This is a genomic window from Pigmentiphaga sp. YJ18 (genome assembly GCF_038066655.1).
In the GTDB taxonomy this organism is placed as follows: Bacteria; Pseudomonadota; Gammaproteobacteria; order Burkholderiales; family Burkholderiaceae_B; genus Pigmentiphaga.
In genome coordinates, this window is sequence record NZ_JBBUKU010000001.1 from 643,054 (window position 1) to 666,755 (window position 23,702).

General features: G+C 68.5%; 24 protein-coding genes. 14 read left to right on the plus strand and 10 right to left on the minus strand.

The annotated features are described in order from the left end of the window. The first annotated feature begins 152 nt into the window (after nt 1-152). Genes WKR98_RS03170 through WKR98_RS03180 form a run of 3 tightly spaced genes read left to right on the plus strand, consistent with a single transcriptional unit; the run spans nt 153 to nt 2,402 of the window. Nucleotides 153-1,370, plus strand: coding sequence for a GGDEF domain-containing protein (locus WKR98_RS03170; RefSeq protein ID WP_124691834.1), 1,218 nt, complete (start codon nt 153-155; stop codon nt 1,368-1,370). Next, the gene (locus WKR98_RS03175; protein WP_124691835.1) at nt 1,367-1,852 is read left to right on the plus strand and encodes an Lrp/AsnC family transcriptional regulator; all 486 of its coding nucleotides are present in this window, start codon (nt 1,367-1,369) and stop codon (nt 1,850-1,852) included. The genes WKR98_RS03170 and WKR98_RS03175 overlap by 4 nt, the downstream gene beginning before the upstream one ends. A gap of 40 nt (nt 1,853-1,892) precedes the next feature. Beyond that, a complete protein-coding gene (locus WKR98_RS03180) occupies nt 1,893-2,402 on the plus strand; it encodes a MarR family winged helix-turn-helix transcriptional regulator (RefSeq protein ID WP_341432038.1) in 510 nt (169 codons plus the stop codon). A 28-nt stretch (nt 2,403-2,430) separates the two neighbouring features. Here the strand turns inward: WKR98_RS03180 and WKR98_RS03185 are convergent, their stop codons facing one another. The 5 genes from WKR98_RS03185 to WKR98_RS03205 all read right to left on the minus strand — a co-directional run bounded on the left by WKR98_RS03185 (nt 2,431) and on the right by WKR98_RS03205 (nt 8,670). Continuing rightward, nucleotides 2,431-3,684, minus strand: a complete 1,254-nt coding sequence (locus tag WKR98_RS03185; protein WP_341432039.1) for a M24 family metallopeptidase — start codon at nt 3,682-3,684, stop codon at nt 2,431-2,433. A gap of 20 nt (nt 3,685-3,704) precedes the next feature. Beyond that, complete coding sequence (locus tag WKR98_RS03190; protein WP_341432040.1) at nt 3,705-5,000, minus strand: Rieske 2Fe-2S domain-containing protein; 1,296 nt, start codon at nt 4,998-5,000, stop codon at nt 3,705-3,707. 47 nt (nt 5,001-5,047) lie between these two features. Continuing rightward, nucleotides 5,048-6,076: a Bug family tripartite tricarboxylate transporter substrate binding protein gene (locus tag WKR98_RS03195; RefSeq protein WP_341432041.1), complete on the minus strand. Its 1,029-nt coding sequence runs from the start codon at nt 6,074-6,076 to the stop codon at nt 5,048-5,050. Nucleotides 6,077-6,215: 139 nt separating this feature from the next. Further along, a complete protein-coding gene (locus WKR98_RS03200; RefSeq protein ID WP_445936089.1) occupies nt 6,216-6,815 on the minus strand; it encodes a hypothetical protein in 600 nt (199 codons plus the stop codon). Nucleotides 6,816-6,945: 130 nt separating this feature from the next. Next, nucleotides 6,946-8,670, minus strand: coding sequence for a histidine kinase (locus WKR98_RS03205; protein WP_341432043.1), 1,725 nt, complete (start codon nt 8,668-8,670; stop codon nt 6,946-6,948). A 200-nt stretch (nt 8,671-8,870) separates the two neighbouring features. On the opposite strand from WKR98_RS03205, the gene WKR98_RS03210 reads away from it, so the two are divergent. The 3 genes from WKR98_RS03210 to WKR98_RS03220 all read left to right on the plus strand — a co-directional run bounded on the left by WKR98_RS03210 (nt 8,871) and on the right by WKR98_RS03220 (nt 10,389). Beyond that, on the plus strand, nt 8,871-9,044 hold the full coding sequence (locus WKR98_RS03210; protein ID WP_341432044.1) for a hypothetical protein: 174 nt from the start codon (nt 8,871-8,873) through the stop codon (nt 9,042-9,044). Between the two features lie 2 nt (nt 9,045-9,046). Beyond that, nucleotides 9,047-9,745: a response regulator transcription factor gene (locus WKR98_RS03215; protein ID WP_341432045.1), complete on the plus strand. Its 699-nt coding sequence runs from the start codon at nt 9,047-9,049 to the stop codon at nt 9,743-9,745. Between the two features lie 140 nt (nt 9,746-9,885). Then, complete coding sequence (locus tag WKR98_RS03220; protein ID WP_341432046.1) at nt 9,886-10,389, plus strand: hypothetical protein; 504 nt, start codon at nt 9,886-9,888, stop codon at nt 10,387-10,389. Between the two features lie 26 nt (nt 10,390-10,415). Here WKR98_RS03220 and WKR98_RS03225 read toward each other — a convergent pair whose 3' ends face one another. The 4 genes from WKR98_RS03225 to WKR98_RS03240 are packed head-to-tail and all read right to left on the minus strand — an operon-like array spanning nt 10,416 to nt 14,401. Then, on the minus strand, nt 10,416-11,189 hold the full coding sequence (locus tag WKR98_RS03225; RefSeq protein WP_124691840.1) for an enoyl-CoA hydratase/isomerase family protein: 774 nt from the start codon (nt 11,187-11,189) through the stop codon (nt 10,416-10,418). A gap of 1 nt (nt 11,190) precedes the next feature. Further along, nucleotides 11,191-12,156, minus strand: coding sequence for a Bug family tripartite tricarboxylate transporter substrate binding protein (locus WKR98_RS03230; protein WP_124691841.1), 966 nt, complete (start codon nt 12,154-12,156; stop codon nt 11,191-11,193). Between the two features lie 50 nt (nt 12,157-12,206). Then, a complete protein-coding gene (locus WKR98_RS03235) occupies nt 12,207-13,211 on the minus strand; it encodes an NADPH:quinone oxidoreductase family protein (protein ID WP_124691842.1) in 1,005 nt (334 codons plus the stop codon). Continuing rightward, nucleotides 13,208-14,401, minus strand: a complete 1,194-nt coding sequence (locus WKR98_RS03240) for a CaiB/BaiF CoA transferase family protein (protein ID WP_341432047.1) — start codon at nt 14,399-14,401, stop codon at nt 13,208-13,210. Before WKR98_RS03240 ends, WKR98_RS03235 begins: the two co-directional genes overlap by 4 nt. A 180-nt stretch (nt 14,402-14,581) precedes the next feature. Here WKR98_RS03240 and WKR98_RS03245 point away from each other — a divergent pair, with 180 nt between their 5' ends. From WKR98_RS03245 to WKR98_RS03260, 4 genes are read left to right on the plus strand one after another with little or no spacing between them, the layout of a single operon-like run. Beyond that, nucleotides 14,582-15,781: an acyl-CoA dehydrogenase family protein gene (locus WKR98_RS03245; protein ID WP_341432048.1), complete on the plus strand. Its 1,200-nt coding sequence runs from the start codon at nt 14,582-14,584 to the stop codon at nt 15,779-15,781. A gap of 10 nt (nt 15,782-15,791) precedes the next feature. Then, entirely contained in the window at nt 15,792-16,850 is a 1,059-nt protein-coding gene (locus tag WKR98_RS03250) for a hypothetical protein (RefSeq protein WP_341432049.1), read from the plus strand. A gap of 19 nt (nt 16,851-16,869) precedes the next feature. Then, nucleotides 16,870-18,015 carry a CaiB/BaiF CoA transferase family protein gene (locus WKR98_RS03255; RefSeq protein WP_124691846.1) on the plus strand — a complete coding sequence of 382 codons (1,146 nt, stop codon included), beginning with the start codon at nt 16,870-16,872 and terminating at the stop codon, nt 18,013-18,015. Between the two features lie 32 nt (nt 18,016-18,047). After that, the gene (locus WKR98_RS03260; protein ID WP_445936069.1) at nt 18,048-18,740 is read left to right on the plus strand and encodes a TetR/AcrR family transcriptional regulator; all 693 of its coding nucleotides are present in this window, start codon (nt 18,048-18,050) and stop codon (nt 18,738-18,740) included. Here WKR98_RS03260 and WKR98_RS03265 read toward each other — a convergent pair. Beyond that, nucleotides 18,737-19,642, minus strand: coding sequence for a GntR family transcriptional regulator (locus tag WKR98_RS03265; protein ID WP_124691848.1), 906 nt, complete (start codon nt 19,640-19,642; stop codon nt 18,737-18,739). The genes WKR98_RS03260 and WKR98_RS03265 overlap by 4 nt on opposite strands. 169 nt (nt 19,643-19,811) lie before the next feature. On the opposite strand from WKR98_RS03265, the gene WKR98_RS03270 reads away from it, so the two are divergent. Genes WKR98_RS03270 through WKR98_RS03285 form a run of 4 tightly spaced genes read left to right on the plus strand, consistent with a single transcriptional unit; the run spans nt 19,812 to nt 23,677 of the window. Next, nucleotides 19,812-20,774: an amidohydrolase family protein gene (locus tag WKR98_RS03270; protein WP_124691849.1), complete on the plus strand. Its 963-nt coding sequence runs from the start codon at nt 19,812-19,814 to the stop codon at nt 20,772-20,774. Nucleotides 20,775-20,786: 12 nt separating this feature from the next. After that, a complete protein-coding gene (locus tag WKR98_RS03275) occupies nt 20,787-22,157 on the plus strand; it encodes an NAD-dependent succinate-semialdehyde dehydrogenase (protein ID WP_341432051.1) in 1,371 nt (456 codons plus the stop codon). Between the two features lie 20 nt (nt 22,158-22,177). Then, nucleotides 22,178-22,591: a cupin domain-containing protein gene (locus WKR98_RS03280; protein ID WP_124691851.1), complete on the plus strand. Its 414-nt coding sequence runs from the start codon at nt 22,178-22,180 to the stop codon at nt 22,589-22,591. Between the two features lie 24 nt (nt 22,592-22,615). Then, nucleotides 22,616-23,677 (plus strand): isocitrate/isopropylmalate dehydrogenase family protein, encoded by a 1,062-nt coding sequence (locus tag WKR98_RS03285; protein WP_124691852.1) that lies wholly within the window; start codon nt 22,616-22,618, stop codon nt 23,675-23,677. The last annotated feature ends 25 nt before the right edge of the window (nt 23,678-23,702 follow it).

Here is a 23,702-nt window from a genome sequence, read left to right on the forward strand (position 1 = left end):
GCCTTGCTTTTTTTGGGCATTCCACTGCCTCGGAAAGAAGATTCTCCCTTTTTTAAGGTTTAAGAAGGAAGAAATCCCTATACGACTACCCAGACACCCGGAAAGGCCCCAAAAACCCCATCAGGGCTACACTGGCGGGGACAGACCCTCCCATGTCCCATACCGACACGCTACTCGCGCTTTCCCACCCTCTCGTGGCGCTGCTGATCGCCGCGCTGCTGGGCGGCGCATGGCGTTTCATGGGGCGCCCTCCGCACCTGCGGTATTTCATCGGTGCCTTCACAGGCTACGGCACGGGGCTGATCCTGCAGATCACGCTCTGGCCCGCCAACCTGATGGCCAACATCGCCGCGACGGGCGTGCTGTACGGCGTTGGCGCCTTCCTGTTCGCCAGCGGCATCGCGCAGCTGGAACGCAAGCGCCTGCCGCCCTGGCCATCGGCGTTGATCGTGGTCGCCATGCTGGCCGTGCGCCTGTGGAGCGTCCGCGATCCGGCCTGGTCCGGCCTGCGGATAGGCACGCTGTACATGGCGGTGACCCTGCTGTTCCTGCTGGCCTTGTGGCGGATCCGGCATCTTGCGCGGGGTACGGCGCTGGAGCGGCTGCTGTTCGGTTTCCTGCTGCTGGGCACCGTCAGCCTGCTGCCGCGCGTGCTGCTGACCATGAACGCCAAGACCCTGACCTATGGGTACGACGGCGGCATGTACTGGGTGCTGACCCAGCTCAGCTTCTATCTTTTCAGCGTGGGCGCGGCGGTGCTGCTGGTGCTGTTGACGGCGTTCCGCACCATCGCCCATTTCAGCCTGGTGTCCGAACGCGATGCGCTGACCGGGCTGCGCAACCGCAACAGCCTGCTCGATTTCCTGGCCAGGAGCCGCAGGGCCACGGAGCACTACGGGCTCGTCATCCTGGACGCCGACCACTTCAAGCAGATCAACGACCGCTACGGCCACCCGGTGGGCGACGCGGTGCTGCAGGCCATGGCGGGCGTCCTGGCGCAGCACGTGCGCAAGATGGACGCCCTGGGCCGCATAGGCGGCGAGGAATTCATGCTGGTCCTGCCGGGGGCGACACTGGGGGAAACCGAGCAGGCCGCGGCGCGCTTGCAGGCGGCCTTGGCGCAGCACGATTTCTCGTCCATCGTGCCCGGCCTGCGCTGCACGGCCAGTTTCGGCATAGGCAGTTTCGGACGCGAGGTGTCTTTCGAAGACGCCTATGCCCATGTCGACCGGCTGCTGGCGCACGCCAAGCGCCAGGGCCGCAATCGCATCGGCAAGGAAGTCCCCCTGAACGAAGCGGCCGAATTCGGGGCGTTACCGCCATTGACCGCCTTTACAGAAGAAGATTCTTTTTCTACGATGAATCAATGAAAAAGAATGCTCCGACCGAATCCCTGGACCAGACCGACCTGCAATTGATGCGTCACCTGCAGGAAGACGGCCGCCTGTCCAACGCCAAGCTGGCCCAGCGCGTGGCGCTAAGCGAAACCCCCTGCTGGCACCGGCTACGCAAGCTGGAGTCCGAAGGCTATATCCAGGGCTACCAGGCCATGCTGGACCGCCGCAAGCTGGGGCTGGGCGAGCTGGCCTTCATCAGCCTGAATTTCTCGCCGCATACGGCCAAGGCCTTCGAGGCGCTGGAGCAACTGGTGGCGGCGAACGACCAGGTGCTGACCTGCCACCGCGTCACGGGCGAGGCCGATTTCGTGATGATGGTGGTGGCCGAGGACCTGGATTCGGTGCGCGACTTCATCGACAAGGTGCTGCGCACGCTGCCCAACGTGGCCACGGTGCGCACCAGCCTGTCGCTAAGGGAAGTGAAGTTCTCGAGCAAGCTGCCGCTGCCGGCGTGAAACGGTATCATTCGACAACCAGTTGTTTTTTTCACATCGCATGGCACAACCCAAGTCCAAGGCGGCCCCGGCGAAGCCGGCATCCCCGCAGCCCCAGGCCGAACCGGCCTCCGCCTTCGAGGGCAACCTGTCGTACCACCTGTCCATCCTGAGCTTCCTGCTCGGCAAGGCCACGGCCGAGGTCTATGGCGCCGAGGACCTGACCACGCACCAGTGGAAGGTGCTGAGCGTGGTCTGCAGCTACGCGCCCATGCCCGCCTCGGACATCATGCAGTGGGTAACCCTGGACAAGTCGGCCATTTCACGCGCGGTGCGCAAGCTGCATACGGCGGGGCTGATCGAGCGGCGGCTGAGCGACAGCGACGCGCGCTTCTCCGAGATCCTGCCCACGCGCAAGGGGCGCGACAGCTACCAGCGCATGGCGGAAAGCATCCAGCGGCTGCAGGCCTCGGTGCTGGACGGCCTGCCGCAGGAGAAGGTGCGCGACATGTTCGACACCTTCTCGCACATGGAAGCCCAGTTGCGCCGGCGTTTCGGCGCGGCCGGGTGAAGCGGCGCGGCTGACGGCCGCGCGCGCCTCAGGCGGCGACGTGCCAGACGCGGGTCGGCACGTCGTTGAGTTCCTCCGGACCGGAGCGGCCCACCACGACGCCAGCGCCGATGTTGACGCGGCGCAGGCCGATGCAGGCGTTGGGTTCCAGCTCCAGGCTCATGCCTTCTTCCATCACCAGGTCCGCCCGGCGCACGCCCGGGGTCGCCCACCCTTCTATCCGTTCCTCGAAGGTGCCGGCCAGTTGGGCGCGGTTGACGGGGGTGAAGCCGGTGGAGCCGAAGGTCAGCGTGTGCAGCAGCGGGGTCTTGCTCCAGCAGCCGCTGGCGGCGATCGGCTGTTCCATCGCGGCGACGACTTCGCCGAAGGTGACGCCGGGCCGGACCGCGCGCAGTCCCGCTTCGTAGGCCCGCCGCGCCACCGATTCGCAGCGTTGCAGTTCCGCGTCGATGGGATCGAGCGCGACGCACATCTGGACCTGGGCCTCCTGGCCGCCGTAGGTCGTGTGGATCTCGGCCTGGACGACGTCGCCGGTGCGCAGCACGCGGGGCGGCTCGGCCCGCAGCGTCCAGCGCGGCGCGCCCCAGCCGATGTTGTCGACGCCCGATTGCAGGCTCAGGAAGGGGTAGCGCACGTCGCAGCCGTTGCGGTGGATTTCGCGCAGGATCTCGGCATAGACCTCGGCCTCGCTGACACCCGGCCGGCACGCCTGCGCCATCGCGACGCAGGCCTTTTCGCTGACCTGGGCGGCGTGGCGCAGCAGGCGTAGTTCGTCGTCACTCTTGACCAGCATGAAGTCGGTGAAGTCGCGCGTGAAATCGCGGAATTGCGCCTGGGGCAGCGCACGCAGCAGGTTGGTGTGAAAACCCAGCGGCATCAGGCCCTCGGCTTCGCCGGGCGCGGTGGGCCCCCGGCCCACCAGGCCGATCACGCCCTTGCCCAACCCCTTGTCGAGCAGGGCTTCGGCCGTCTTGGCGCCGCCCATGCCGATGCGGAAATCGGTGGTCCACAGCGGGATGCCGCGCCGCTGGCTTTCGAAGGCACGCGACACGCGGCCCGGGCCGAAGGTCATCACGATGGCATCGTCGTCGTGGGTCAGCACGACGACCGAGTCGAGGAAATCGTCGATCAGATAGCTTTCCAGGCGCTCGCGCCCCTGGAAGCTTCCCACCACGATGGCGTCGATCCCGCGTTCCCGCATCCGCGCGCGCAGCCCGCTCCAGCGGCGGTCGCGCTCCTTCAGCGTCAGGGTCGGCGGCGTGGCCGCATCCGCTTGCGTCATGGCGTGCTCCTGTCCGCGCGTCAGCGGCGGGTGGCGGCGCCGTGCAGCGCCTTCAGTTGGACCTGGATCTCGACGAAGGGCCGGATGTCGATGATCTCGGCCTCGTGGCCCGGTTCGGCGCGGCCCATGGCCTTCTCGCCGTCTTGAGACAGACCCCACACCCGCGGCACGATGTCGGCGGTCTGGGTCCAGGCCTTGAGCGGCTGCCCTTCCAGGAAGGCCGTCATCTCGCGCGCCCAGATCCGCCGCGTCACGGCCACGCCGATGTCGGAACGGCCCAGCCGTTCGTCGTCGCGGTCGGCCAGCCGCCCCTGGCCGATCTGGGCGATGTCGTCCTGCAGACGGACCATGTCCACGCGGCGGGGATCGGCGTCCTGAAGGCGGGCGACGCCATCCAGGATGTCCTCGCACAGGTCCTGGTGGGCAATGTCGATCTCGGACCGGCGCTGTTCGCGGCGCTGCTTGAAGCGGATCATGGCTTCGTCGCGGATGGGCACGCGGTGCAGGCTGAACTGCATGTGGCGCGCATCGTCGATGGGCACCCACCAGAACAGCGACTCCTGCCAGTCCACGTCGGGTTCGTTCGGCAGCGCGGTCATGTAGAAGATGTTGGGCATGCCGAACTGCTGCACGCGCCGCGCGCCGTCGCCGCGCAGGAAGGTATAGGTGATGCCCCAGTCCGATTCGACCGCCTGGAGTTGCTTGCCCAGCCCGATGCCCTCGAACGAGGCCCGGTTGTCGCCGTGCACGAACCCCACGTGGGCCATGTCGAGCGCGTTCTCCAGATTCTGGAAATAGTTGCAGTCGCGCGAGTACGAATCGATTTCCAGCAGGCCGCGGAACTGCTCGAACTGCGGGTAGCGGGGGAAGTCGGGCGCCTGGCCCGTGCCCAGGTAGGCGAAGACCAGTCCCAGGTACTCGCGCGTGGGCCAGGTCTGGAGCGAGATCCGGTCGATGAACGCGGATTGCTCGGCCGGCTGCTCGACGCATTTGCCGGCGGCATCGAATTTCCAGCCATGGTAGAAGCAGCGCAGTTCATCGCCTTCCACCCAGCCGGTGGACAATTGCGTGCCCCGGTGCGGGCAGCGGCCCTGGGTCAGGTGCACCTGTCCGCCGGCCGAGCGGTAGAGCGTGTAGTCCACGCTCATGATGCGCAGCGGCACCGCCTGGCCCGGCGCCAAGTCGGCGCCGTGATAGACCGGCTGCCAGAAGCTGCGCAGATAGTTGCCGGCCGGCGTACCCGGTCCGGTGGGCGCGCAGTCGATGCGATTCGCCTTCCTGGCGCGCAAAGGTTCCACGTTGTTGGCGGTGGCCATGTTCTCCTCGCTTTCTCTGTTCGGGACGGCGCCCTGGCCGCCCGTTGTCATTGCTGTAGCCTGAGCCCGGCCTGTTCGACGAACGCCGAGAAGCGCGACACGTCGCTGGCGATGCTGGCCGCGAAGGCTTCGGGCGTGGTCGGGGCGGGTTCGAATCCCAGCGCCTCGAGCTTCCTGCGTGCCTCGTCCTTGCGCAGCACGCGCTCGACCGTGGCGTTGATCTTGCGGATGACGCCGGCGGGCGTGCCGGCGGGCGCGACCAGGCCGACCGACAACGTGTAGCTGACGCCTTGCACGCCGGCTTCGGCCAGCGTGGGAATGTTGCGGAACAAGGGCAGCCGTTCGGGCGTCGTGACGGCCAGCGCGCGCAGCTTGCCGCTCTGCATGTGGGTCATGGCCGACATGTCGCTGATCGCGAAATCCACCTGACCCGCCAGCAGGGCCAGCGTGGCGGGCGCGGCGCCGGCGTAGGGCACGTGCAGCAGGCGCGCGCCGATGGCCTTGGACAGCGACTCGGCCACGAAATGCGACCCCGACCCCTTGCCGGTGGAGGCATAGCTGATGGGCCGCGCCGACGCCCGGGCGCGCTGGACCAGCTCGTCCATCGTCTTGATGCCGGACGTGGCGTTGACCAGCACGAAGTACGGTCCCTTGGCGATCTGGATGACGCTGGCAAAGCTCTTGATGGCGTCGTAGGACAGGTTGGGATACATGGCCGAGGTCACGGCGTGCGTACCGGGGCCGATCAACAGCAGCGTGTAGCCGTCGGGCTGCGCCGCCGCGACGTAGGCCGCCCCGATGGTGCTGCCGGCGCCCGGACGGTTGTCGACGAAGACCGGCGTGCTCCATTCGGCGTTCATGCCCTCGGCCACGATGCGCGCCGCCATGTCGGACGAGCCGCCGGCGGGAAAGCCGACGACGATGCGAACCGGATGGGACGGATAGCGGTCGGCGTCCTGGGCCCGCGCGCTAGGCGCGGTCAGCAGCAGACAGGACGGCAGGAGCGCCGCCATGACCAGGCGGAGCATGCGGCGGCGGCCGCGGAGGTAAAGCCTGGACCGGAATAGGGAGGACATGGTGGCTCCTGCGTGGGCGATAGGCGACGACTCGTCCCGGCATCCCGGGCTTGATAGTAGTTTATTGACACGAGTTGTATGAGTCAACCATTTGACGAACACACCCGATCGCTCGGATGTCCGGCCCTCCCCCCGGTGCTCAGCCCTGCCGCAGGCGCGCCGCCGTGGCCTCGTCCGCCGGTTTGGCCAGCAGGCCGCCGCGGTCGTTGAACAACACTTCGTAGCGCGCGCCGTCGAACATGGGCATGAAGGTGGCGCTGCCGTACTCGGCATCGACGTAAGGCAGCCAGCGCGAGAACTCGCGCTTCAGCACCCACAGGTCGGGCAGGCGCGGGTCGTCGTCCAGCGCGTACACGGTGCGCAGGACGCTGCGTTCACGCTCGATGTCGTCGTAGCGTCCGCCGATGCGGTCCAGGCGGTACAACGAAGGCACCCCGGCCAGTGCCGCCGGCAGCCGCCAGCGCAGCACACGCGCATCGATCTGCCACGCATCGCCCGACAGCACGAACTGGCGCTCGCCCTGGGGCGCGCCCGCCGGTCCGGGCGGCAGCACGACGGTGGCGCGGAAGCGCTGCGGGCCTTCCTGTTTGAGTTCGATGATGGCCACCTGCCGGTCTTCGAACAATTGCAGGTAGCGGTACACCGTGAAGGCCAGCAGCCCGGATACCAGGCTCAGGGCAACCAGCGCCAGCCCCAGCAGGCGCCTCAATGGCCGCAGCCCGCGCGACCCGAAAGCCATGCCGAGTCCGGGAACGGCAAGAATGATCGCCGCCACGGCGATCCAGAGAGAAGGGCTCAGTGCATCCACCCGTGGTGCCTCCTTGGCGTGTGTCGTCCAGGCACCATGCTCGCACAGATCGGCCGGCGGATCAGGGATCCAGCTCCAGCAGGATGCGCGTTCCCCGCCCGGGCCGGCTGCGGACCTCCAGGCGCGCCTGCATCAGCGCCGCCTGTTCGGCGATCCCGCGCAGGCCGTAGTGGCCGGGCACCGGAACCGCGGGGTCGAAACCAACGCCGTCGTCCACCACTTCCAGGCGAACCGCCGACAGCGCGGGCAAGGCCGGATCGGTCGCGGCTGCCATCGACAGGGTGATCGAAACCCGACTGGCGCGCGCATGGCGCTCGATGTTGCGCAAGGCTTCCTCGGCGATGCGGAACGCCACCTCGGCGCGCTCGCCGGCCAGCGCGGCGGCCCGCTCGTCCTTGGCCAGGACGGTGGACACACCGGTGCGGCGCTCGAAGCGGTCCGCCAGCTCGGCCAGCGCCGCGCCCAGCCCCAGTTCGCGCACGCCGTTGTGGCGCATCTGCTTGATCGCGGCGCGGGCCTCGTCCAGGCCGCTGCCGGCAACGGTCTCGGCGCTGGACAGCTCCGCGTCCAGTTCGTCGGGCGACATCCGCGCGCCCAGCTTGCGGATCATCCGCAACTGCGTCAGCACCGCCATCAAGGACTGCGCCAGCGTGTCGTGCAGGTCGCGGGCCATGCGCAGGCGCTCGCGGCCGATGGCCGCCTGCCGGGCCTCCTCGGCCATCCGCTCGATGCGGGCGGTGCGGTCGGCCACGCGCAGGTCGAGTTCCGCGTTCAGTTGCAGCAGCGCCTGCTTTTCCTCGCCCAGCCTTTGCAGCGTGGCAGCCAGCGTGTTGCCGATGTGCGCGACCTCGTCGACCCCGCGCACCGCGTCCAGCGCGCCCCGCCGGCCCTGCTGCACCGCCTGTGCCTGTCCGGCCAGGCGCCGTAGCGGACGCAGCAGCACGTGGGTGGCCCAGGCCGCCAGCAGCGCGGCCAGCAGGCCCGACAGGAAGGTCGCCACGAACACGATGTCGCGCGTCCGCCGCGCCGCGCCCAGGGCCACGCTGGCGTCTTGCCGGACCGTGACGGTCCAGTCGAAGGCCCGGCCCGGAAGCACGTTCGCGGAATAGGCTCCCACCAGCAGGCGATCGGCATCCGCGGCCCCCTGCCGGCCCGGACCGATCAGCACATGGCCATTCCTGTCGCCAAGCGAAACCTGGACGCGCCGTTCGGTGTTCAGTCCCTGTTCCAGGTGGTGCAGGACCGTGCCCAGCCAGGACCACGACAAGGCGCCGACGATCACGTCCGGCGCGTGGCCGCCGCCGCGTGGCAGCGGCACGGCGATTTCGATGGCGTCCGGCCGCAGGTCGGCCGCAGGAGGCGCCCCGCCCGGCTCGAAAGAAAATGCCGTGCCGGAACGGCTGCTGGACGAGGCGTCCATGGCGCGCCGGTCCCGCCCGTCCGCCACCGACAGCGACGAGAACTCCGGGAACTCCCGGTAGATGGCGGCCAGGTGCCGGTTGAGCGCACCGGGGCCGTTGTCGGAAGACGCGCCGATCTGCGATGCGGCGGCCTTGATGACGGACATCCGCGCGGCCAGTGTCGATTGCAGGTTGGCCATGATCTGCATCGCGAACTGGCGCAGCAGCCGCTCGTGGTCGTCCTGCGCCTGCTGCTCGGCCCGGGATGCCGAAAAGACCGCGCCCAGCACGGCGGCGATCACCACGACGACGAACACGACCGACCCGATGGCGGCCGACAGGCTGTACCTGGGATTCAGGCGCTGCCAGGGCGAATCCTCTTTCATGGATGAGTGTCCATGCCCGGATGCCCAGGAGTATCGCAGAGCCCCCCGTCCGGCGAAAGTGACTTTCGGCACTGTGAGCACGGGCCGGGCCGACGCTAAGCTGTGTCTTCGACCACCAACCACCGGCCCCGAGGCCGCGGTGCATCATGTGGCGTTCCATGCTGGATGAACTCGTGGATACGGTTTCCCGGAGTGCTAAATTGCCCCCGGAGCAGGCGTCGTTGGCCGTTGCCGCGACGCTGCGATACCTGACGGCCCACATGCCATCGCCGGTAGCCGGCGCCCTGCATGCAGCGCTCGGGGTGGCCGGCCCGCCCGACACCTGCCCCGGACAGTCGCCCGACGAACCGCACGACCCCGACACGCAGGCCTGACCATGCCGCCAGAAGATCGCGCCGCCGCCAGCAAGCTGAGGCTGCTGATCGCCGACGACCAGCCCCTGATACGGCGCGCGCTGTCGATGACGCTGGGGGCCGAGCCGGACATCGAGGTCGTGGGGTTGGCGGCCAACGGCCAGGAGGCCATCGACCTGGCCCTGCGGCTCCAGCCCCAGGTCGTCATCATGGACCAGCAGATGCCGGGGGTCAGCGGCGCCATGGCCACCCGCGAGATCACCACCCGTCTGCCCGACGTGCGCATCGTCATCCTGACCACCTTCGACGACGACGAACTGGTCTTCGAGGCCATCCGTTCCGGCGCGCACGCCTACCTGTTGAAGGATGCCACCGAGGACGTCGTGCTCGAGACGGTCAGGGCGGTGCATCAGGGAGAGTCGCGGCTGTCGCCGACCATCGCGCGCAAGGTGCTGGCGCAGTTGCGCGCGCTGTCCGGACGCGAGGATCCGCCGCCGCAAGCCCGCCCGGCCGGCTCGCCCCCGCCCGTTCCCGACGAAGCGCTGACGGAAAAGGAACATCGCGTCCTGGACCTGCTGGCCCAGGGCATGACCAACAAGCAGATCAGCGCGACGGTGTTCCTGGCGGAAGGCACCGTGAAGAACTACGTCAGCCGCATCATGGAAAAACTGCACGCCCACACCCGGACGGAACTCGCGCTGCGCGCGGCAAGAAAGCGGTAGCCCGCACGCGAACTCGTGACCGGCGCCATCGCGAAAGATGACCATCGGCACTATCGCACCGCCCCCGCGCTCCTTAGATTGGCAACCAGGGCCCACCGACAAGCGTGGGGCCCTCGTTCCCAAGCTCAAGGAGCACCAAGATGAAGACCGCACTGCACCTTACATCCCTTGCCATCGCCGCCATGATGTCGCTCGGCTCCGCCGGCGCCTGGGCGCAGACCGCGCGCCTCCAGGAGGACCAGGCTCAGCTCAAGGCCGACCAGAACGCCCTGCCCCACGACAAGGCGCAACTGGCCACCGACCAGGCCAGGCTCAAGTCCGACAAGGCGCATGGCGAGATGGCCGCCCAGTCGCCCGACTCCATGCGCGTCACCAACGACAAGCAGGACATCCAGGCCCTGAAGAAGGACATCCGGCACGAGAAGCGCCACTCGGCCCAGCGCAAGGAAGACCGCGCCGAACTCAAGGGCGAAAAGGCCAAGCTTGCCCACGATCAGACACAGATGCGCTCGGACGACAAGCACGGCCGCATGGCCGCGACCTCGGCCGACGCGGAGAAGGTCTACCAGGACAAGCAGGTGATCAAGGGCGAGAAGAAGGACATCGCCGCGGACCATGCGGCGGTGAAGGCCGACAAGAAGTAGCGGACCCGGGGCGCACCTGGAGGCGTTCAGCGCCCCAGGAACACGGGCTTGCGCTTTTCCACGAAGGCGCGCGCGCCTTCCCGCCGATCCTCGCTGTCGTAGGGATTGGGACCGGCGGACAGCCGCAGGCCGGCGGCAATGGGCAGGCCCTGGCTTTTCGAGGCCATGGCCTTCATGCGCTGAACCGACAGCGGCGCGTTGTCGGCAATCCGGCGCGCCAGCGCGCGAGTCCGCTCGGCCAGTTCGGCCGCCGCGCAGACACGATTGACCAATCCCAGGCGCAGGGCCTCGTCCATGCCGATGAGTTCACCGGTGAATAGCAGTTCCAGCGCGGCGCCGCGCGGCACGAGCCGGGGCAGCACCACGCTGCCGAAATTCGCGCCCAGGCCCACGCGCGCCTCCGGCAATCCCATCCGCGCGCCGTCGGCGGCCAGCCGGATGTCGCAGGCCAGGGCCAGTTCGCATCCGCCTCCCGCCGCCACGCCGTTGATCGCGGCGATCGTCGGCTTGGACATTTCGAGCAGGACCTCGTTCAGGTTGCGGCCCGGCCCCCCCATCGGATGCTCCATCCTGCCGGCGCCATCCAGCTCCTTCAGATCCACGCCGGCGCTGAAGGCACGCTCGCCGGCGCCGGTGTAGACCACCACCCGCACGGCGGCGTCCCGGTCCAGCTCGAGCGAGACCTCGACCAGTCGAGCGAAGGTGGATCGGGCCAGCGCGTTCAAGCGCTCCGGCCGGTTGATGGTGATCCACGCCACGGCGTCCTCGACGCGAACGATGATTTCGTCGGGCTGCGCCATGTCAGTTGCTCGGCTTCATGTTGGCGCGTTTCATGACTTCCAGCCAGGTCTTGCGCTCGCTTTCGGCAAATGCCGCGAACTGCTGCGCGGTCAGGCTGCTGGGCGTCACGCTTACCGCTTCCATGCGCTTGAGCACGTCGGGCCGCGTGGAGGCCTCGCGCATCGCCTTGTTGAAGGCATCCACGATCTCCTGGCTGGTGTCCTTGGGCGCCCACACGCCGTACCAGGCGGTCACGTCGAAGCCCGGCATGCCGGACTCGGCAATCGTGGGCACGTCGGGCAGCTCGCTCATGCGGTCCTTGGTGGAAACGGCCAACGCGCGCAGCTTGCCACCGCGGATCTGGGGCATGACGCTGGCGGCCGTCGAGTAGAGCAGGTCGACGTGGCCACCCAGCACGTTGGTCAAGGCCGGCGCGGTCCCGCTGAAGGGCACGTGCGACATGCGGAAATTGCCCTGGACCGCGACGCGCTCTCCGGTCAGATGGGGCAGCGAACCCTGCGCGCCGGACGCGAACGTGATGTCCTTGGTCTTGGCCGCTTCCAGCACATCGCGGAAGGTCTTGTACGGCGACCCTTCGCGCGTGACCACGATGATGGGAGCCGAACCGAGCACGCCCACCGGGCGGAAGTCCTTCATCGGCTGGAACGGCAGGTTCGCGAACATGCCTTCGTACATGACGTGCTGCGAGGTGTTGGCCAGCAGGGTGTAGCCGTCGCCCTTGGCGTTGGCCACGAGCCGCGCGCCGATGGTGCCGGCGGCGCCCGGCTTCTGTTCGATGACGATGGGCTGCCCCAGGATGGCGGCCACGTCGTCCATGATGAGCCGGGCGAACGTCTCGGTCGTGCCGCCCGCCTGGTAGGGCGAGATCAGCACGATGGAACGGCTGGGATACTTGTCCTGGGCCTGGGCGCCGACGCTGGCGGCGGCGAGGGCCGCTGCGACGATCATGGTTACGCGTCTGTGCATGGTTGTCTCCTGATGCGCGCTGTGGAGGTGGCTGCAGGCGGGAGGTCCCGCTATTCCTGCGGCCGCATGATGACCCTTCCCATGACCTGCCGGCTGGCAATCATTTCGAGGGCGGTTTCGAAGCGCGACAGCGGCAGTACCGCATGCGCGCGCGGATTGAGTTTTCCTTCCAGCGTCCAGGCGAAGAGCTGCTCGTAGGCCCGCCGTAGCCGGGTATCGTTCGACGGCGGCACGGCATGCCGGCCCCAGCCGAAGTAGTAGCCCCAGTAGACGCCCAGGATGCTGATGTTCTTGACCAGGACGATGTTGGCCGGGATGCTGGGAATGGTGCCGCTGGCGAATCCCATGACGACGATCCGGCCGTCGGGCGCGATGCAGCGCAGCGAGGTGTCGAATGTTTCGCCGCCCACGGGATCGTAGATGACATCGGCGCCCCGCCCACCGGTCAGCGCCAGCACCTGCTCGCGCCAGTCCGTGCCGCGATAGTCGATGGCGTGGTCGGCGCCGTGTCGCAGGACCATGTCGCGCTTGGCCTGGGAGCCGGCGGTCGCGATGACGGTGGCGCCCAGGGCCTTGGCCACTTCCACGGCCGCCAGCCCGCTGCCGCCGGCGGCGCCGTGCACCAGCACGATCTCGCCGGGCGCGAGGGCCGCGCGCCACTTCAAGGCGCCGTAGGCCGTGCCGTATATCGTGGGAAACTGCGCGCCGACGGTAAAGTCCATGGCCGGCGGCAAGTGGAAGACGGTCTGCTCGGGTACCACGACTTCCTGCGCGTACCCGCCCGACTGGACACCGGCGATCACGCGGTCTCCCAGGCGGAAGTGCGAAGTGCCGCCACCGAGTTCGGTAACCACTCCCGCCACCTCGGTTCCCGGGATCAGCGGCAGCGGCGCGCGGTTCTGGTGTTTGCCTTCCATCACCAGCAGGCTGGCGAAACTGGCGGCGCAGGCCTCCACGCGAATGCGAACCGCGCCCGGTCGGATCCCGGGCGGCGCCACGTCTTCGAGCGCCGCCGTGCCCGGGCCTCCGTACTGTCTGCAAACGACTGCCTTCATGCTTCGCACCCCCGGGCCGCTCCGGCGGCGAACATGGCATCGACCTCCTCTTGTGCATAGCCGGCTTCCAGCAGAACCTCGCGGCTGTGTTCGCCCAGGCGAGGCGCGGGACGCGTCGGCGCCGGCTGGGTGGCCGACCAGGTGCTGGTCCGGACCATGCTTCGTATCCGTCCCTCGGTGGGGTGGTCGGCCGTCTCGAAGAAGCCGGTCGCCCGCAGGTGCGCGTGGCCGAGCAGCGACTCGATGCTTTCTATGCGCGTGACGGGGATGTCGGCCGCCTCCAGCAGGTCGACCCATTCGTCGGTGCCGCGCGCGGCCAGGATCTCGCCCACGATGGCGTACAGGGCATCGAGATTGCCGGTGCGCGCGGCCATGCGGCTGAAGCGCGGGTCGTCCATGACTTCCCCGCGTCCGACCGCCGCGAAGAAGGCACGCCACTGGCGATCGGTCAGCACCATCATGCACAGCGATCCGTCGCGCGTGGGAAAGGGCCGTCGGATCGACGCGTAGCGCTCGAACACCGGCGGGCCGATGGGCGGCTCGAACGTCAGGCCGCCCATGTGGTCGGCCAGCACCAGCGAGGCGATCGATTCGAACATGGGGACTTCGATGTGCTGCCCTTCCCCCGTGATCGCACGATGGTAGAGCGCGCCCAGCACCGCGTTGGCGGCGAACAGGCCGGAGACGCGGTCCGCGAAGGCGACCGGCGCATAGCGCGGCGGATCCTGCGGCGCGTGCAGCGAGGCGATCCCCGCCGCCGCCTGGATCAGGTCGTCGTACGCCGGCTTGTCCGAGCACGGGCCGCCCTGGCCGTAGCCGACGATGTTCACGTAGACGATGCGCGGATTGACCGCCGCGACGTGCTCGTAGGCCAGGCCCAGCCGCGCCATGGCCTTGGGTCGGGTGTTGCAGACGACGACGTCGACCTGCGCGGCCAGGCGCATGAAGGCCTGGCGTCCGGCCTCGGCCTTCAGGTCCAGCACCACGCTGCGCTTGCTGCGGTTGGTATGCAGGAACATGGCGGCCATCCCGCCATGGCGGGATGGCCCCAGGTCGCGGATGCTGTCCCCCTCGGGCGGTTCGATCTTGATGATGTCGGCGCCCATGTCGCCCAGGATCTGGGTGGCCACGGGGCCCGACAGGGCGCCCGTCATGTCCAGCACCCGTACATCCTTCAACGGTCCATTCATGGGCTCGCCACCGTTTTTCCCATCGTTTCAAGTTTTTAGATACTGAGTAGTATGAACATGGAGATCGGTCTTTGCAAGACTAAAAGTCGCGTTCATATGCCGATATATCTGCTTAAACCAATCTCGCCAGAAAAAATAATACTTGGTAGTATGTTAAAAACGATACGTCTGGAGAGCAGCATGACAACGATCTGGCGCCCCGCCCTGGGCGATACGGAGCAAGACTGGCAGCGGATTGCCCGGGACCTGACGGCCAGCCATTTCGAACCCGTGGCGGCCGCCATCGACCGGGATCAGCGCTACCCGGTGGAACATCTGGCCCCCTTGCGCGAATCGGGGGTGTCGGGCCTGTTCATTCCCGAGCAGTACGGGGGCGGCGGCGCCACGCTGACCGCGCTCGTGGCCGTGGTCGAAGCCATCGCGGAAGGCTGCGCCTCGACCGCGGCCATCATGGCGGCGCTGTCGTTGGGCGCCTTTCCCGTGCTGCTGGGCGGCACCGAGGAACAGAAGCAGGAACTGCTGGGCGGCCTGGCCCGGCGGGGCGAGGCCGTCAACTTCGCCTTGAGCGAACGGGGAGCCGGGTCGGACGCCGCGGCCATCCAGACCACGGCGGTGCGCGACGGTGCGGGCTGGCGGATACGGGGAGAAAAATGCTGGCTGGGCAACGGCGGCCACTCCAGGCACTTCATCGTGTTCGCGCTGACCGGCGAACCGGGCAGCCGGAACAACATCACCGCATTCTGGGTGCCGCGCGACACCGAAGGCGCCACGGTGGACTTCCATGAAGACAAGATGGGCATACGCGGCACCACCACGACCAACTTCAAGGTCGACAGCTGGGTTCCCCACGCGAGTATCATCGGCCACGAGGGGCAGGGCCTGAAACTCGCCCTGTCGACGCTGAACGTGGGCCGGGTCGTGGTGGCGGCCCAGGCGCTGGGCATCGCGCTTTGCAGCTATCGCGCCGCCAGCGACTTCGCCGTCACGCGCAGGACTTTCGGGAGGGCGGTCGTGGATCACCAGGGTATCGGCTTCATGCTGGCCAATGCCGCCACGCAGCTCTCGGCCGCGCGCATGATGACGTTCGAGGCGGCCAAGGCCTACGACGCGGGACAGGACATCAGCACCCTGGGCGCGATGGCCAAGCTCTTCGCCAGCGAAGCCTCGCACACGATCTGCGACGATGCCATGCAGATCCTGGGCGGGCGCGGCTACGTCAAGCCCAGCGTCGTCGAACGCTGCTACCGCGACCAGCGCATTACCGAAATCTACGAGGGCACCTCGGAAATCCAGCGGCTGGTGATCGCGCGCGCGGTCAAGCGCGAGGCCGAGGGCCGGCTGCGCGCAGCCGTGCCGGCCACCGTCCTTCTCCAGGCCTGAAGGAAGAACCATGACAAACGACCCCACCGGCGACGCCCGGACGGCAGCCTGGCGCGCCGTGGCCGAGCTGTACCACGCCTACTTCACCGGCATCGTCCTGTATGTGTCGTCGCGGCACGGCACGGCCAGCGCCACGGAATTCGTCTACGAGGTCTTCTGCCGCCAGCGCCGGGAACGCTTCCTGCCGGGATTGAAGAAACTCGGACTGGATGGCCTGCCCCATGCGGTCGCGGCGGCGCAGTACCACTACCTGTCCAATCACATCGGCGGCGTGTCGGTGGAATACATGTACGAATCCGATCGCAAGGCGTGGATACGCTACGCGGCGCCGCGCTGGATCTGGGCGGGCACGGCCTTGTGCGGCATTGCGCCGGAAGTCTCCCGCGCCATGCTGACGGGCTGGCACGCGCAGAACGGCGTCATGCTGCGCAACCCGCGCCTGGGCTTCGTCTGCACCAAGCAGACCGCGGACGGCCAGTCCGGGCTGGAAGGCTATTACTACGAATACGACCACGACCTGCTGCCCCATGAACGGCTGCGGTTCGCCCGCCACGAGGATGCGCCCGACTTCGACCCCGAACAGGCCCCGCGCCTGCCCACCCGCGAATGGCCGGCGGCGCGGCTGGCCAAGGCCCATCGGAACTACGCGATGGAATACGTGCGCTCGGCCTTTCCCACCGCGCTGCAATTGTGGGGCCCCGACGAGGCCGCGCACCGGCTGCGCATGGCGGGACGCATGATAGGCATGCAGTTCCATCATCAAACCGCCCTCGACCTGGGTGGCGACTACACGCCCGACGCCGCGGGTTTCGCGCGCTTCGTCGCCGACCTGGGGGCCGCCCATGGCGACGACAGCCGCGTCGAACGGCGTGCCGACGGCGCGCTCGACGTCCACCAGGACGGCTGGACCTTCATGGCAGGACTGGAGGAATGCCATCCGGCGCTGGGGCCGGCCTGGAACGGGCTGCTGGAAGGATGCATGCAGGCCCACAACCGCCGCCTGGAACTGGATTTCCATTCGGGTAGAAACGAAAGCGGCGGCCATTCGCTGGCGTGGACGATACGCTGACCCCATGACGGACGAGACGATGAAGCAAGTTCCCTCCGGCGCCCTGGCCGGCCTGAAAGTGGTCGATGCCGCCCGCGTGCTGGCGGGCCCCTATGCCGCGCAGATACTGGGCGACCACGGCGCCGACGTCATCAAGATCGAGAGCCCCGACGGCGACGAGTGCCGCGGCTTCGGGCCGCCCTTCGTCGACGGCAGCTCGGCCTACTTCAACGCCGTCAACCGCAACAAGCGCAGCTGCGTGCTGGATCTCGGGCAGCCCGAGCAGCGTGAAAAGCTGTTCGAACTGCTGGAAACCGCCGACGTCCTGATCGAGAACTTCAAGTTGAGCACGCTGCGCGCCTGGGGCATTCCCCATGCCCAGTGGTTCACGCAGCGGTATCCCCGCCTGGTCCATTGCCGCATCACCGGCTTCGGCGACGACGGCCCCTACGGCGGACTGCCCGGCTACGATGCCGCGGTCCAGGCCATGGCCGGCCTGTTGTCCATCAACGGCGACCTGGGCGGCGAACCCGTGCGCATCGGCGTTCCGGTGGTGGACCTGACGACCGGCATGAACGCGGCCATGGCCGCGCTGCTGGCCTTGCAGGCCAGGCACCGGACCGGACGCGGCCAGATGGCGGACATCAGCCTGTACGACAGCGCCGTCGCGGTGGCCCACCCCTTCCTGACCAACTACCTGCACTCGGGCAAGGTTCCCGGCCCGTCGGGGAACCGGCACGCCAACATCGTCCCCTACAACGTCTACCGGACACGCACCGCGCCGCTGTTCATCGCGGTGGCCAACGACCGGCTGTTTGCCCGGCTATGCGCGAAGCTGGGCGTTCCCGGCCTGCCGGCCGATCCGCGTTTCGCCACCAACCGGGCGCGGGTGGAGCATCGCGAGGCGCTGGAGACCGAACTGGCCCGGGCGTTCGCCCAGGCGGACGGCGACGAACTCGGGCCCGCCCTGCTGGCCGATGGCGTGCCGGCGGCTCCCATCCTGGACATCGAGACCGTGGCCCGGTCGGAGCACGCGCGCTTTCGCCAGATGGTCGTGCGCACGCCCGGCTACACGGGGCCGGGCGTTCCCATCAAGCTGTCCGACACCCCGGCCAGCATCCGCCTGCCCGCGCCGGCATTGGGCAGCACGCCCTGGCCCGCGGCCAACGACGCCGCCTTCGGCTGACCGGACACGCAGCGCTCCACGCCGTTATATTCATGGTCTTCGTCCAGCCAGCGGAATCCGCGACTACAGTGACTCTTCCTCCCGAACTTGAAAACTGGGTAGGTATCGACTACGAGGCCCTGCCGCCCATCCAGCTCAAGGTGCTCGACGCCGCGGCCAGGGCATTCACCGCCTACGGTTTCGCCGCTGCCTCCATCGACGTGATCGCCAACCAGATCGGCGCCACCAAGGGCAGCGTCTACTACTACTATCGCAGCAAGGCCGAGCTGTTCTTCGCCGTCCACAAGCGGGCGATGATCATGAACCTGAAGGCCCAGGCGCCCGTGGCCTTCGACGACACGCTGGAGCCGGCGCAGAAGCTCTACCGCATGGCCTACCTGCACGCCCACCTGATGATGGATGCGCTGTACTACCAGCGGGTAACCGTGCAGGGCGTGGAACTGCACCAGTCCGTCAGCACCACCCCCATGGAGCGCGAGGCCCTGGCCGAGGTCATCACCATGCGCGACGCTTACGAACGGCTGTTCAGCCAGACCGTGCGCGCGGGCATCGCCAGCGGGCAGTTTGCCCAGATCGACGACTCCATCGCCGCCAAGGGCATCCTGGGCATGCTCAACTGGATCACGGTCTGGTACCGGCCGCGCGAGACGGAAGCGGCGAATTTCAAGGAACGCGTGGCGGGGCAGCTGGCCACCCAGGCGCTGCAGGGAATCGCCCGGCCCTAATCCCCGGCCCCGCCCATCTCCTCCGGCCCCGCCTGCTTCTCGATGGCCGCCTGCCGCAGGTGCACCCGCATGAAATCGGCGGCGGCCTCGCGCTGCCCCGACAGCAACAGGTCGATCAACACCAGGTGCTCCCGGCAGCGGCGCTCGGCCTGCTGGCGGTCCACCGCCTTCTGGTATTCCATGAGGCGGCGCAGGCGGTCCAGCCGCTTCAGCGAATCCAGGATGAAAGCATTGCCGGAACAGGCCGCGATGGTTTCGTGCAGGCGGCTGTTGGCATCGAACAGATAGGCCGGCGACGCGGTGTGGACCGCGCCCGCGACCAGCGCCTCCTGTTCCGCGCGGCATTGCAGCAGCGTTTCGCGATCGAGCTTGAAGCTGGGTTCCAGTATCCCGCCCGATTCCAGCATCAGCCTGAACCGATAGCCCTGCCCATAGGCCTCGGCCGAGGCCAGCGTGGGCAGGAAAGCCCAGCCGTGGCCGGGTAGCCGTTCCGCCCAGCCCTCTTGCGCCATGCGCCGCAGGATGGCCGCCAGTTCCCCCCGGGTCACGCCGTAGCGGCGCATGAATTCGCTTTCGGTGAAGCGGTCGGGCAGGAGGCCCGCCAGCCGCTCGCGCGCGATGCGGAAATAGACGTCGTCCTCGCCGGCGGCGCCATAGGCCTCTTCGGCCTGTTCCCGGGGCAGCCGTAGCGCCGTCTCGGTGACCACGTAGCCGCCTTCGGGCCGCGCCTCGACCACCCGCTCGGCCGCCAGGCGCTCCAGCGCGCGGCGTATGGGCGAGCGCGACACGCGGAATTGTTCGGCCAGCGCGCGCTCGGGCAGGCGCTGCCCGGCTCCCAGGCCCTGGGTGGCGATGTAGCGGTGGATGTCAGCCGCGAGCGTATCGGTAAGGGGTCGAGTCACGAAGGGGCGGGAAAGGGAAGGCTCCGGCAATCATACACGCCGGCCCACCGCCTTCCCGAGTTGGAATTTGACAATCAAAAAGAACCTATTAATAGCTTTTTAAATCTGGTTTTCCTTTTTATTTTGGTACTATGATTCGATAAAATACCAAACAACAGGAAGACCAGGCATGAACGAAACGCGCATGGACACCGGCACGGGCCGGGTCTCGCTGGCGGCGGTCGAGGCACCCACGGTGCCGCCGCCCCGCGGGGCCTGCGACTGCCACGTCCACGTGTTCGCGCCCGGCCGCCACCCCTATGCGGCGGATCGCGCCTACACCCCCGGCGCGGCGGGGACCGGCGACCTGAATGCCTTCCTGGCGCGGCTGGGCATGGCGCGCGTGGTGCTGGTACAGCCCAGCGTCTATGCCTCGGACCATGCCGCGCTGCTGGAAGGCCTGCGCACGCTGGGGCCGGACCGCGCGCGCGGTGTCGCGGTGCTGGATGGTCCCGCCGGCCTCCCGCTCGACCTGACGGCCTTGCACGAACAGGGCGTGCGCGGCGTGCGCCTGAACCTGGCGGTGCGGGGCGGCGACGAACCGGATGCCGCCAGCCAGTTGCTGCGCGCCCGGGACCGGATCGCGCCGCTGGGATGGCACCTGCAATTGCATGCGGACATCGTCCGGGTGGCCGCCCTGGCCGAAACACTGGCGGCGCTGGAAATTCCCGTGGTGCTGGATCATTTCGCCGGCTTGCGCGCGCATCCCGGCGCCGCGACCGCCCAGCCGGCCGACACCGTGGTGGCCCTGGCGAGCGCCATTCCCCTGTACGTAAAGCTGTCGGCCCCCTATCGCGCCGCGCCGGACGGCACGCACCTGGACGAACTGGCGGCGTTCACCCGCCGCTTGGCCGACGCCGCCCCCGACCGGTTGCTGTGGGCGTCGGACTGGCCCCATACCGGCGGCCACGGCGTCCGGCAAGGCGGGCTCGACCGCATCGAACCCTTCCGGTCCGAGAACGCCGGCGCCGCGCTCGATCGCCTGCGCGGCTGGCTGCCGGATCCGGCCGACTGGCAACGCATTCTGGTGGATAACCCCGCCCGGCTTTACGCATTCCCGGTGCCCGGCGCGCCGGCCCCTTCGCCTTCCTAGACAGGACCCGACATGCTGATTTCCATCAACCCCGCCACCGGCGAGGCCATCGCCCAGTACCCGCTGCACGATCCGGCGCACGTCGATACCGTGCTGGATGCCGCGGCCCGGGCCCAGGCGCGCTGGCGCGCCCTGCCCATCGAGGCGCGCTGCGCGGGCATGCGCCGCGCGGGCGAATTGCTGCGTCAGCGCAAAAAGGCCTACGCGCGGCTGATCACGCTGGAGATGGGCAAGCCCCTGTCCGAAGCATTGGCCGAGATCGAGAAATCCGCGTGGACCTGCGACCATTACGCGGACCACGCACCGCGCCTCCTGGCCGACGAACCCGTTCCGGCCAACGGCAGCTACAGCGCGGTCACCTACGATCCGCTGGGCGTCGTACTGGCGATCATGCCGTGGAACTATCCGTTCTGGCAGTTCGTGCGCTTCGCCGCGCCCACGCTGTGCGCCGGCAACGGCGCGGTGCTCAAGCACGCGGGCAACGTGCCGCAGTGCGCGCTGGCCCTGGAGGAACTGTTCCGCGACGCCATCGACATGCCCGGCCTGGTCGGCAATGTATTCATCGAACCGGAACGCGTCGCCGCGCTGATCGACGACTCGCGCATCGCCGCCGTCACGCTGACCGGCTCGACCGCCGTCGGCAAACTGGTGGCCGCGCAGGCCGGACGCGCCATGAAGAAGCAGGTGCTGGAACTGGGCGGCTCGGACCCCTTCATCGTGCTGGCCGATGCCGACGTCGAGCGCGCCGCCGCCGCGGCGGCCAAGGCGCGCTTCTCGAACACGGGCCAGAGCTGCATTTCCGCCAAACGCTTCATCGTCGACGGCCGCGTGGCCGACGAGTTCTCGGCCCGGCTGTGCGCGCATGCCGGCGCGCTGGCCATGGGCGATCCGCTGCAAGCCGGCACCGGGCTGGGCCCCATGGCGCGCGCCAACCTGCGCACGGCGCTGCACGACCAGGTCGAGCGCTCGCTCGCCCAGGGCGCCGAACTGAAGCTGGGCGGCGGCATGCCCGACGGCCCCGGGTTCTTCTATCCGGCCACCGTCCTAGACCACGTCACTCCCGCCATGGCCGCGGGCTGCGAGGAAACCTTCGGCCCCGTGGCCGCCGTCATGCGGGTGCGCGATACCGAGGCGGCCATCGCCCTGGCCAACGCGACCGAGTTCGGCCTGGGCGCGGCACTGTGGACGGGAAACGTGGACGGCGCGCGCGAACTGGCCCGAGGCATCGACGCGGGCGCGGTGTTCGTCAACGGCATCGTCGCCTCGGACGCGCGGCTACCGTTCGGCGGCATCAAGCAATCGGGCTATGGCCGCGAACTGGGCGCGGCCGGCATCCGCGAGTTCACCAACATCAAGACCTACTGGGTGGGCCCTGCCACCTGAATCTCACCAGGACGACAACCATGACCATCAAGACTCCCTCCGGCGCGGCCCTGCTCGCGCTGGACACCCTGCCCACCTACGACCGCGGCGGCGGCGCCTCGACCACACCCCTGGTCGGCCGCGCCGTCGGCTCGGACAGCTTCATCACCGGCTACACGAGCTTCGGCCCCGGCGCGCAGATTCCCTTCCACAGCCACAACTGCCAGGAAAGCGTGGTGCTGATCGAAGGCGAGGCCGTGCTCGACATCGACGGCCAGGAACACCGGCTCAAGCCGCTGGACGCGACCTTCATCCCGCCCAACGTGCCACACCGCTTCCGCAACCTCTCGGCCACTCAGCCCATGCGCATCCTGTGGATCTACGCGGCGCTGGATGCCACCCGCACGCTGGCCGACTCGGGCGAGACCCGCCCCGTGTCGGCCGAACACCAATAATCTTCCCGAACAAGGCCAACCATCATGCGTTTCCTCGTACTTCCCGGCGACGGCATCGGCCCCGAGATCGTCGCCTCCGCCATCGACGTCCTGCGGCAGGCCGATCGCGCCTACGGCCTGGACCTCGCCTTCGACTACGAAGACGTCGGCTTCGCCAGCCTGGAGAAACACGGCACCACGCTGCGCGAATCGGTGCTCGAACAGGCGCGCGGCTACGACGGCATCATCCTGGGCACCCAGTCCCATGCCGACTATCCCGCGCCCGAGCAAGGCGGCCGCAACATCTCGGCCGCCTTTCGCTGCGACCTCGACCTCTACGCCAACGTGCGCCCCGCGCGCTCGCGGCCCTTCCTGGGCCGCGGCGCGCACGGCATGGACCTGGTCATCATGCGCGAAGCCACCGAAGGCTTCTATCCCGACCGCAACATGCACCAGGGCTGGGGCGAGATGATGCCCTCGCCGGACATGGCGATCTCAGTGCGCAAGATCACCGCCCATTGCAGCGAACGCATCGCTCGCCGGTCCTTCGAGCTGGCGCGCAAGCGGCGCGGGCGCGTCACCGCCATCCACAAGGCCAACAGCTTCCATATGACCGACGGCCTGTTCCTGCGCGAAGTGCGCAAGGTCGCGGCGGACTTCCCCGACGTCGTGCTGGACGACCTGCTGGTCGATGCCTCGACCGCCTACCTGGTGCGCGACCCCGCGCGCTTCGACGTCATCGTCGCCACCAATTTCTACGGCGACATCCTGTCCGACCTGGCCAGCGAGCTGTCCGGCAGCCTGGGCCTGGCCGGGTCCGTGATGGCCGGCGACACGCTCTGCTGCGCGCAGGCCCAGCATGGTTCGGCGCCCGACATCCAGGGCCAGGACAAGGCCAATCCGACGTCGATGATCCTGTCCGTGGCCATGCTGCTGAACTGGCTGGGCGAACATCGCGACGCGGCGGCCTGCGCCCGGGCGGGCGCCGCCATCGAACAGGCGGTGGACGCCGTGCTGGCCGATCCCTCCACCCGCACGGCCGACCTGGGCGGCACGCTGGGATGCCGCGCCTTCGGCGAAGCCGTCGCAAGGCAGCTCGAACATTGACCCCGGCGTGGCGGTCCCTGCCGCC

Coding starts and splice junctions, on each gene's coding strand:
- WKR98_RS03170 (WP_124691834.1), top strand. CDS start 153: ATGTCCCATACCGACACGCTACTCGCGCTTTCCCACCCTCTCGTGGCG.
- WKR98_RS03175 (WP_124691835.1), top strand. CDS start 1,367: ATGAAAAAGAATGCTCCGACCGAATCCCTGGACCAGACCGACCTGCAA.
- WKR98_RS03180 (WP_341432038.1), top strand. CDS start 1,893: ATGGCACAACCCAAGTCCAAGGCGGCCCCGGCGAAGCCGGCATCCCCG.
- WKR98_RS03185 (WP_341432039.1), bottom strand. CDS start 3,684: ATGACGCAAGCGGATGCGGCCACGCCGCCGACCCTGACGCTGAAGGAG.
- WKR98_RS03190 (WP_341432040.1), bottom strand. CDS start 5,000: ATGGCCACCGCCAACAACGTGGAACCTTTGCGCGCCAGGAAGGCGAAT.
- WKR98_RS03195 (WP_341432041.1), bottom strand. CDS start 6,076: ATGTCCTCCCTATTCCGGTCCAGGCTTTACCTCCGCGGCCGCCGCCGC.
- WKR98_RS03200 (WP_445936089.1), bottom strand. CDS start 6,815: ATGGCTTTCGGGTCGCGCGGGCTGCGGCCATTGAGGCGCCTGCTGGGG.
- WKR98_RS03205 (WP_341432043.1), bottom strand. CDS start 8,670: ATGAAAGAGGATTCGCCCTGGCAGCGCCTGAATCCCAGGTACAGCCTG.
- WKR98_RS03215 (WP_341432045.1), top strand. CDS start 9,047: ATGCCGCCAGAAGATCGCGCCGCCGCCAGCAAGCTGAGGCTGCTGATC.
- WKR98_RS03220 (WP_341432046.1), top strand. CDS start 9,886: ATGAAGACCGCACTGCACCTTACATCCCTTGCCATCGCCGCCATGATG.
- WKR98_RS03225 (WP_124691840.1), bottom strand. CDS start 11,189: ATGGCGCAGCCCGACGAAATCATCGTTCGCGTCGAGGACGCCGTGGCG.
- WKR98_RS03230 (WP_124691841.1), bottom strand. CDS start 12,156: ATGCACAGACGCGTAACCATGATCGTCGCAGCGGCCCTCGCCGCCGCC.
- WKR98_RS03235 (WP_124691842.1), bottom strand. CDS start 13,211: ATGAAGGCAGTCGTTTGCAGACAGTACGGAGGCCCGGGCACGGCGGCG.
- WKR98_RS03240 (WP_341432047.1), bottom strand. CDS start 14,401: ATGAATGGACCGTTGAAGGATGTACGGGTGCTGGACATGACGGGCGCC.
- WKR98_RS03245 (WP_341432048.1), top strand. CDS start 14,582: ATGACAACGATCTGGCGCCCCGCCCTGGGCGATACGGAGCAAGACTGG.
- WKR98_RS03250 (WP_341432049.1), top strand. CDS start 15,792: ATGACAAACGACCCCACCGGCGACGCCCGGACGGCAGCCTGGCGCGCC.
- WKR98_RS03255 (WP_124691846.1), top strand. CDS start 16,870: ATGAAGCAAGTTCCCTCCGGCGCCCTGGCCGGCCTGAAAGTGGTCGAT.
- WKR98_RS03260 (WP_445936069.1), top strand. CDS start 18,048: ATGGTCTTCGTCCAGCCAGCGGAATCCGCGACTACAGTGACTCTTCCT.
- WKR98_RS03270 (WP_124691849.1), top strand. CDS start 19,812: ATGAACGAAACGCGCATGGACACCGGCACGGGCCGGGTCTCGCTGGCG.
- WKR98_RS03275 (WP_341432051.1), top strand. CDS start 20,787: ATGCTGATTTCCATCAACCCCGCCACCGGCGAGGCCATCGCCCAGTAC.
- WKR98_RS03280 (WP_124691851.1), top strand. CDS start 22,178: ATGACCATCAAGACTCCCTCCGGCGCGGCCCTGCTCGCGCTGGACACC.
- WKR98_RS03285 (WP_124691852.1), top strand. CDS start 22,616: ATGCGTTTCCTCGTACTTCCCGGCGACGGCATCGGCCCCGAGATCGTC.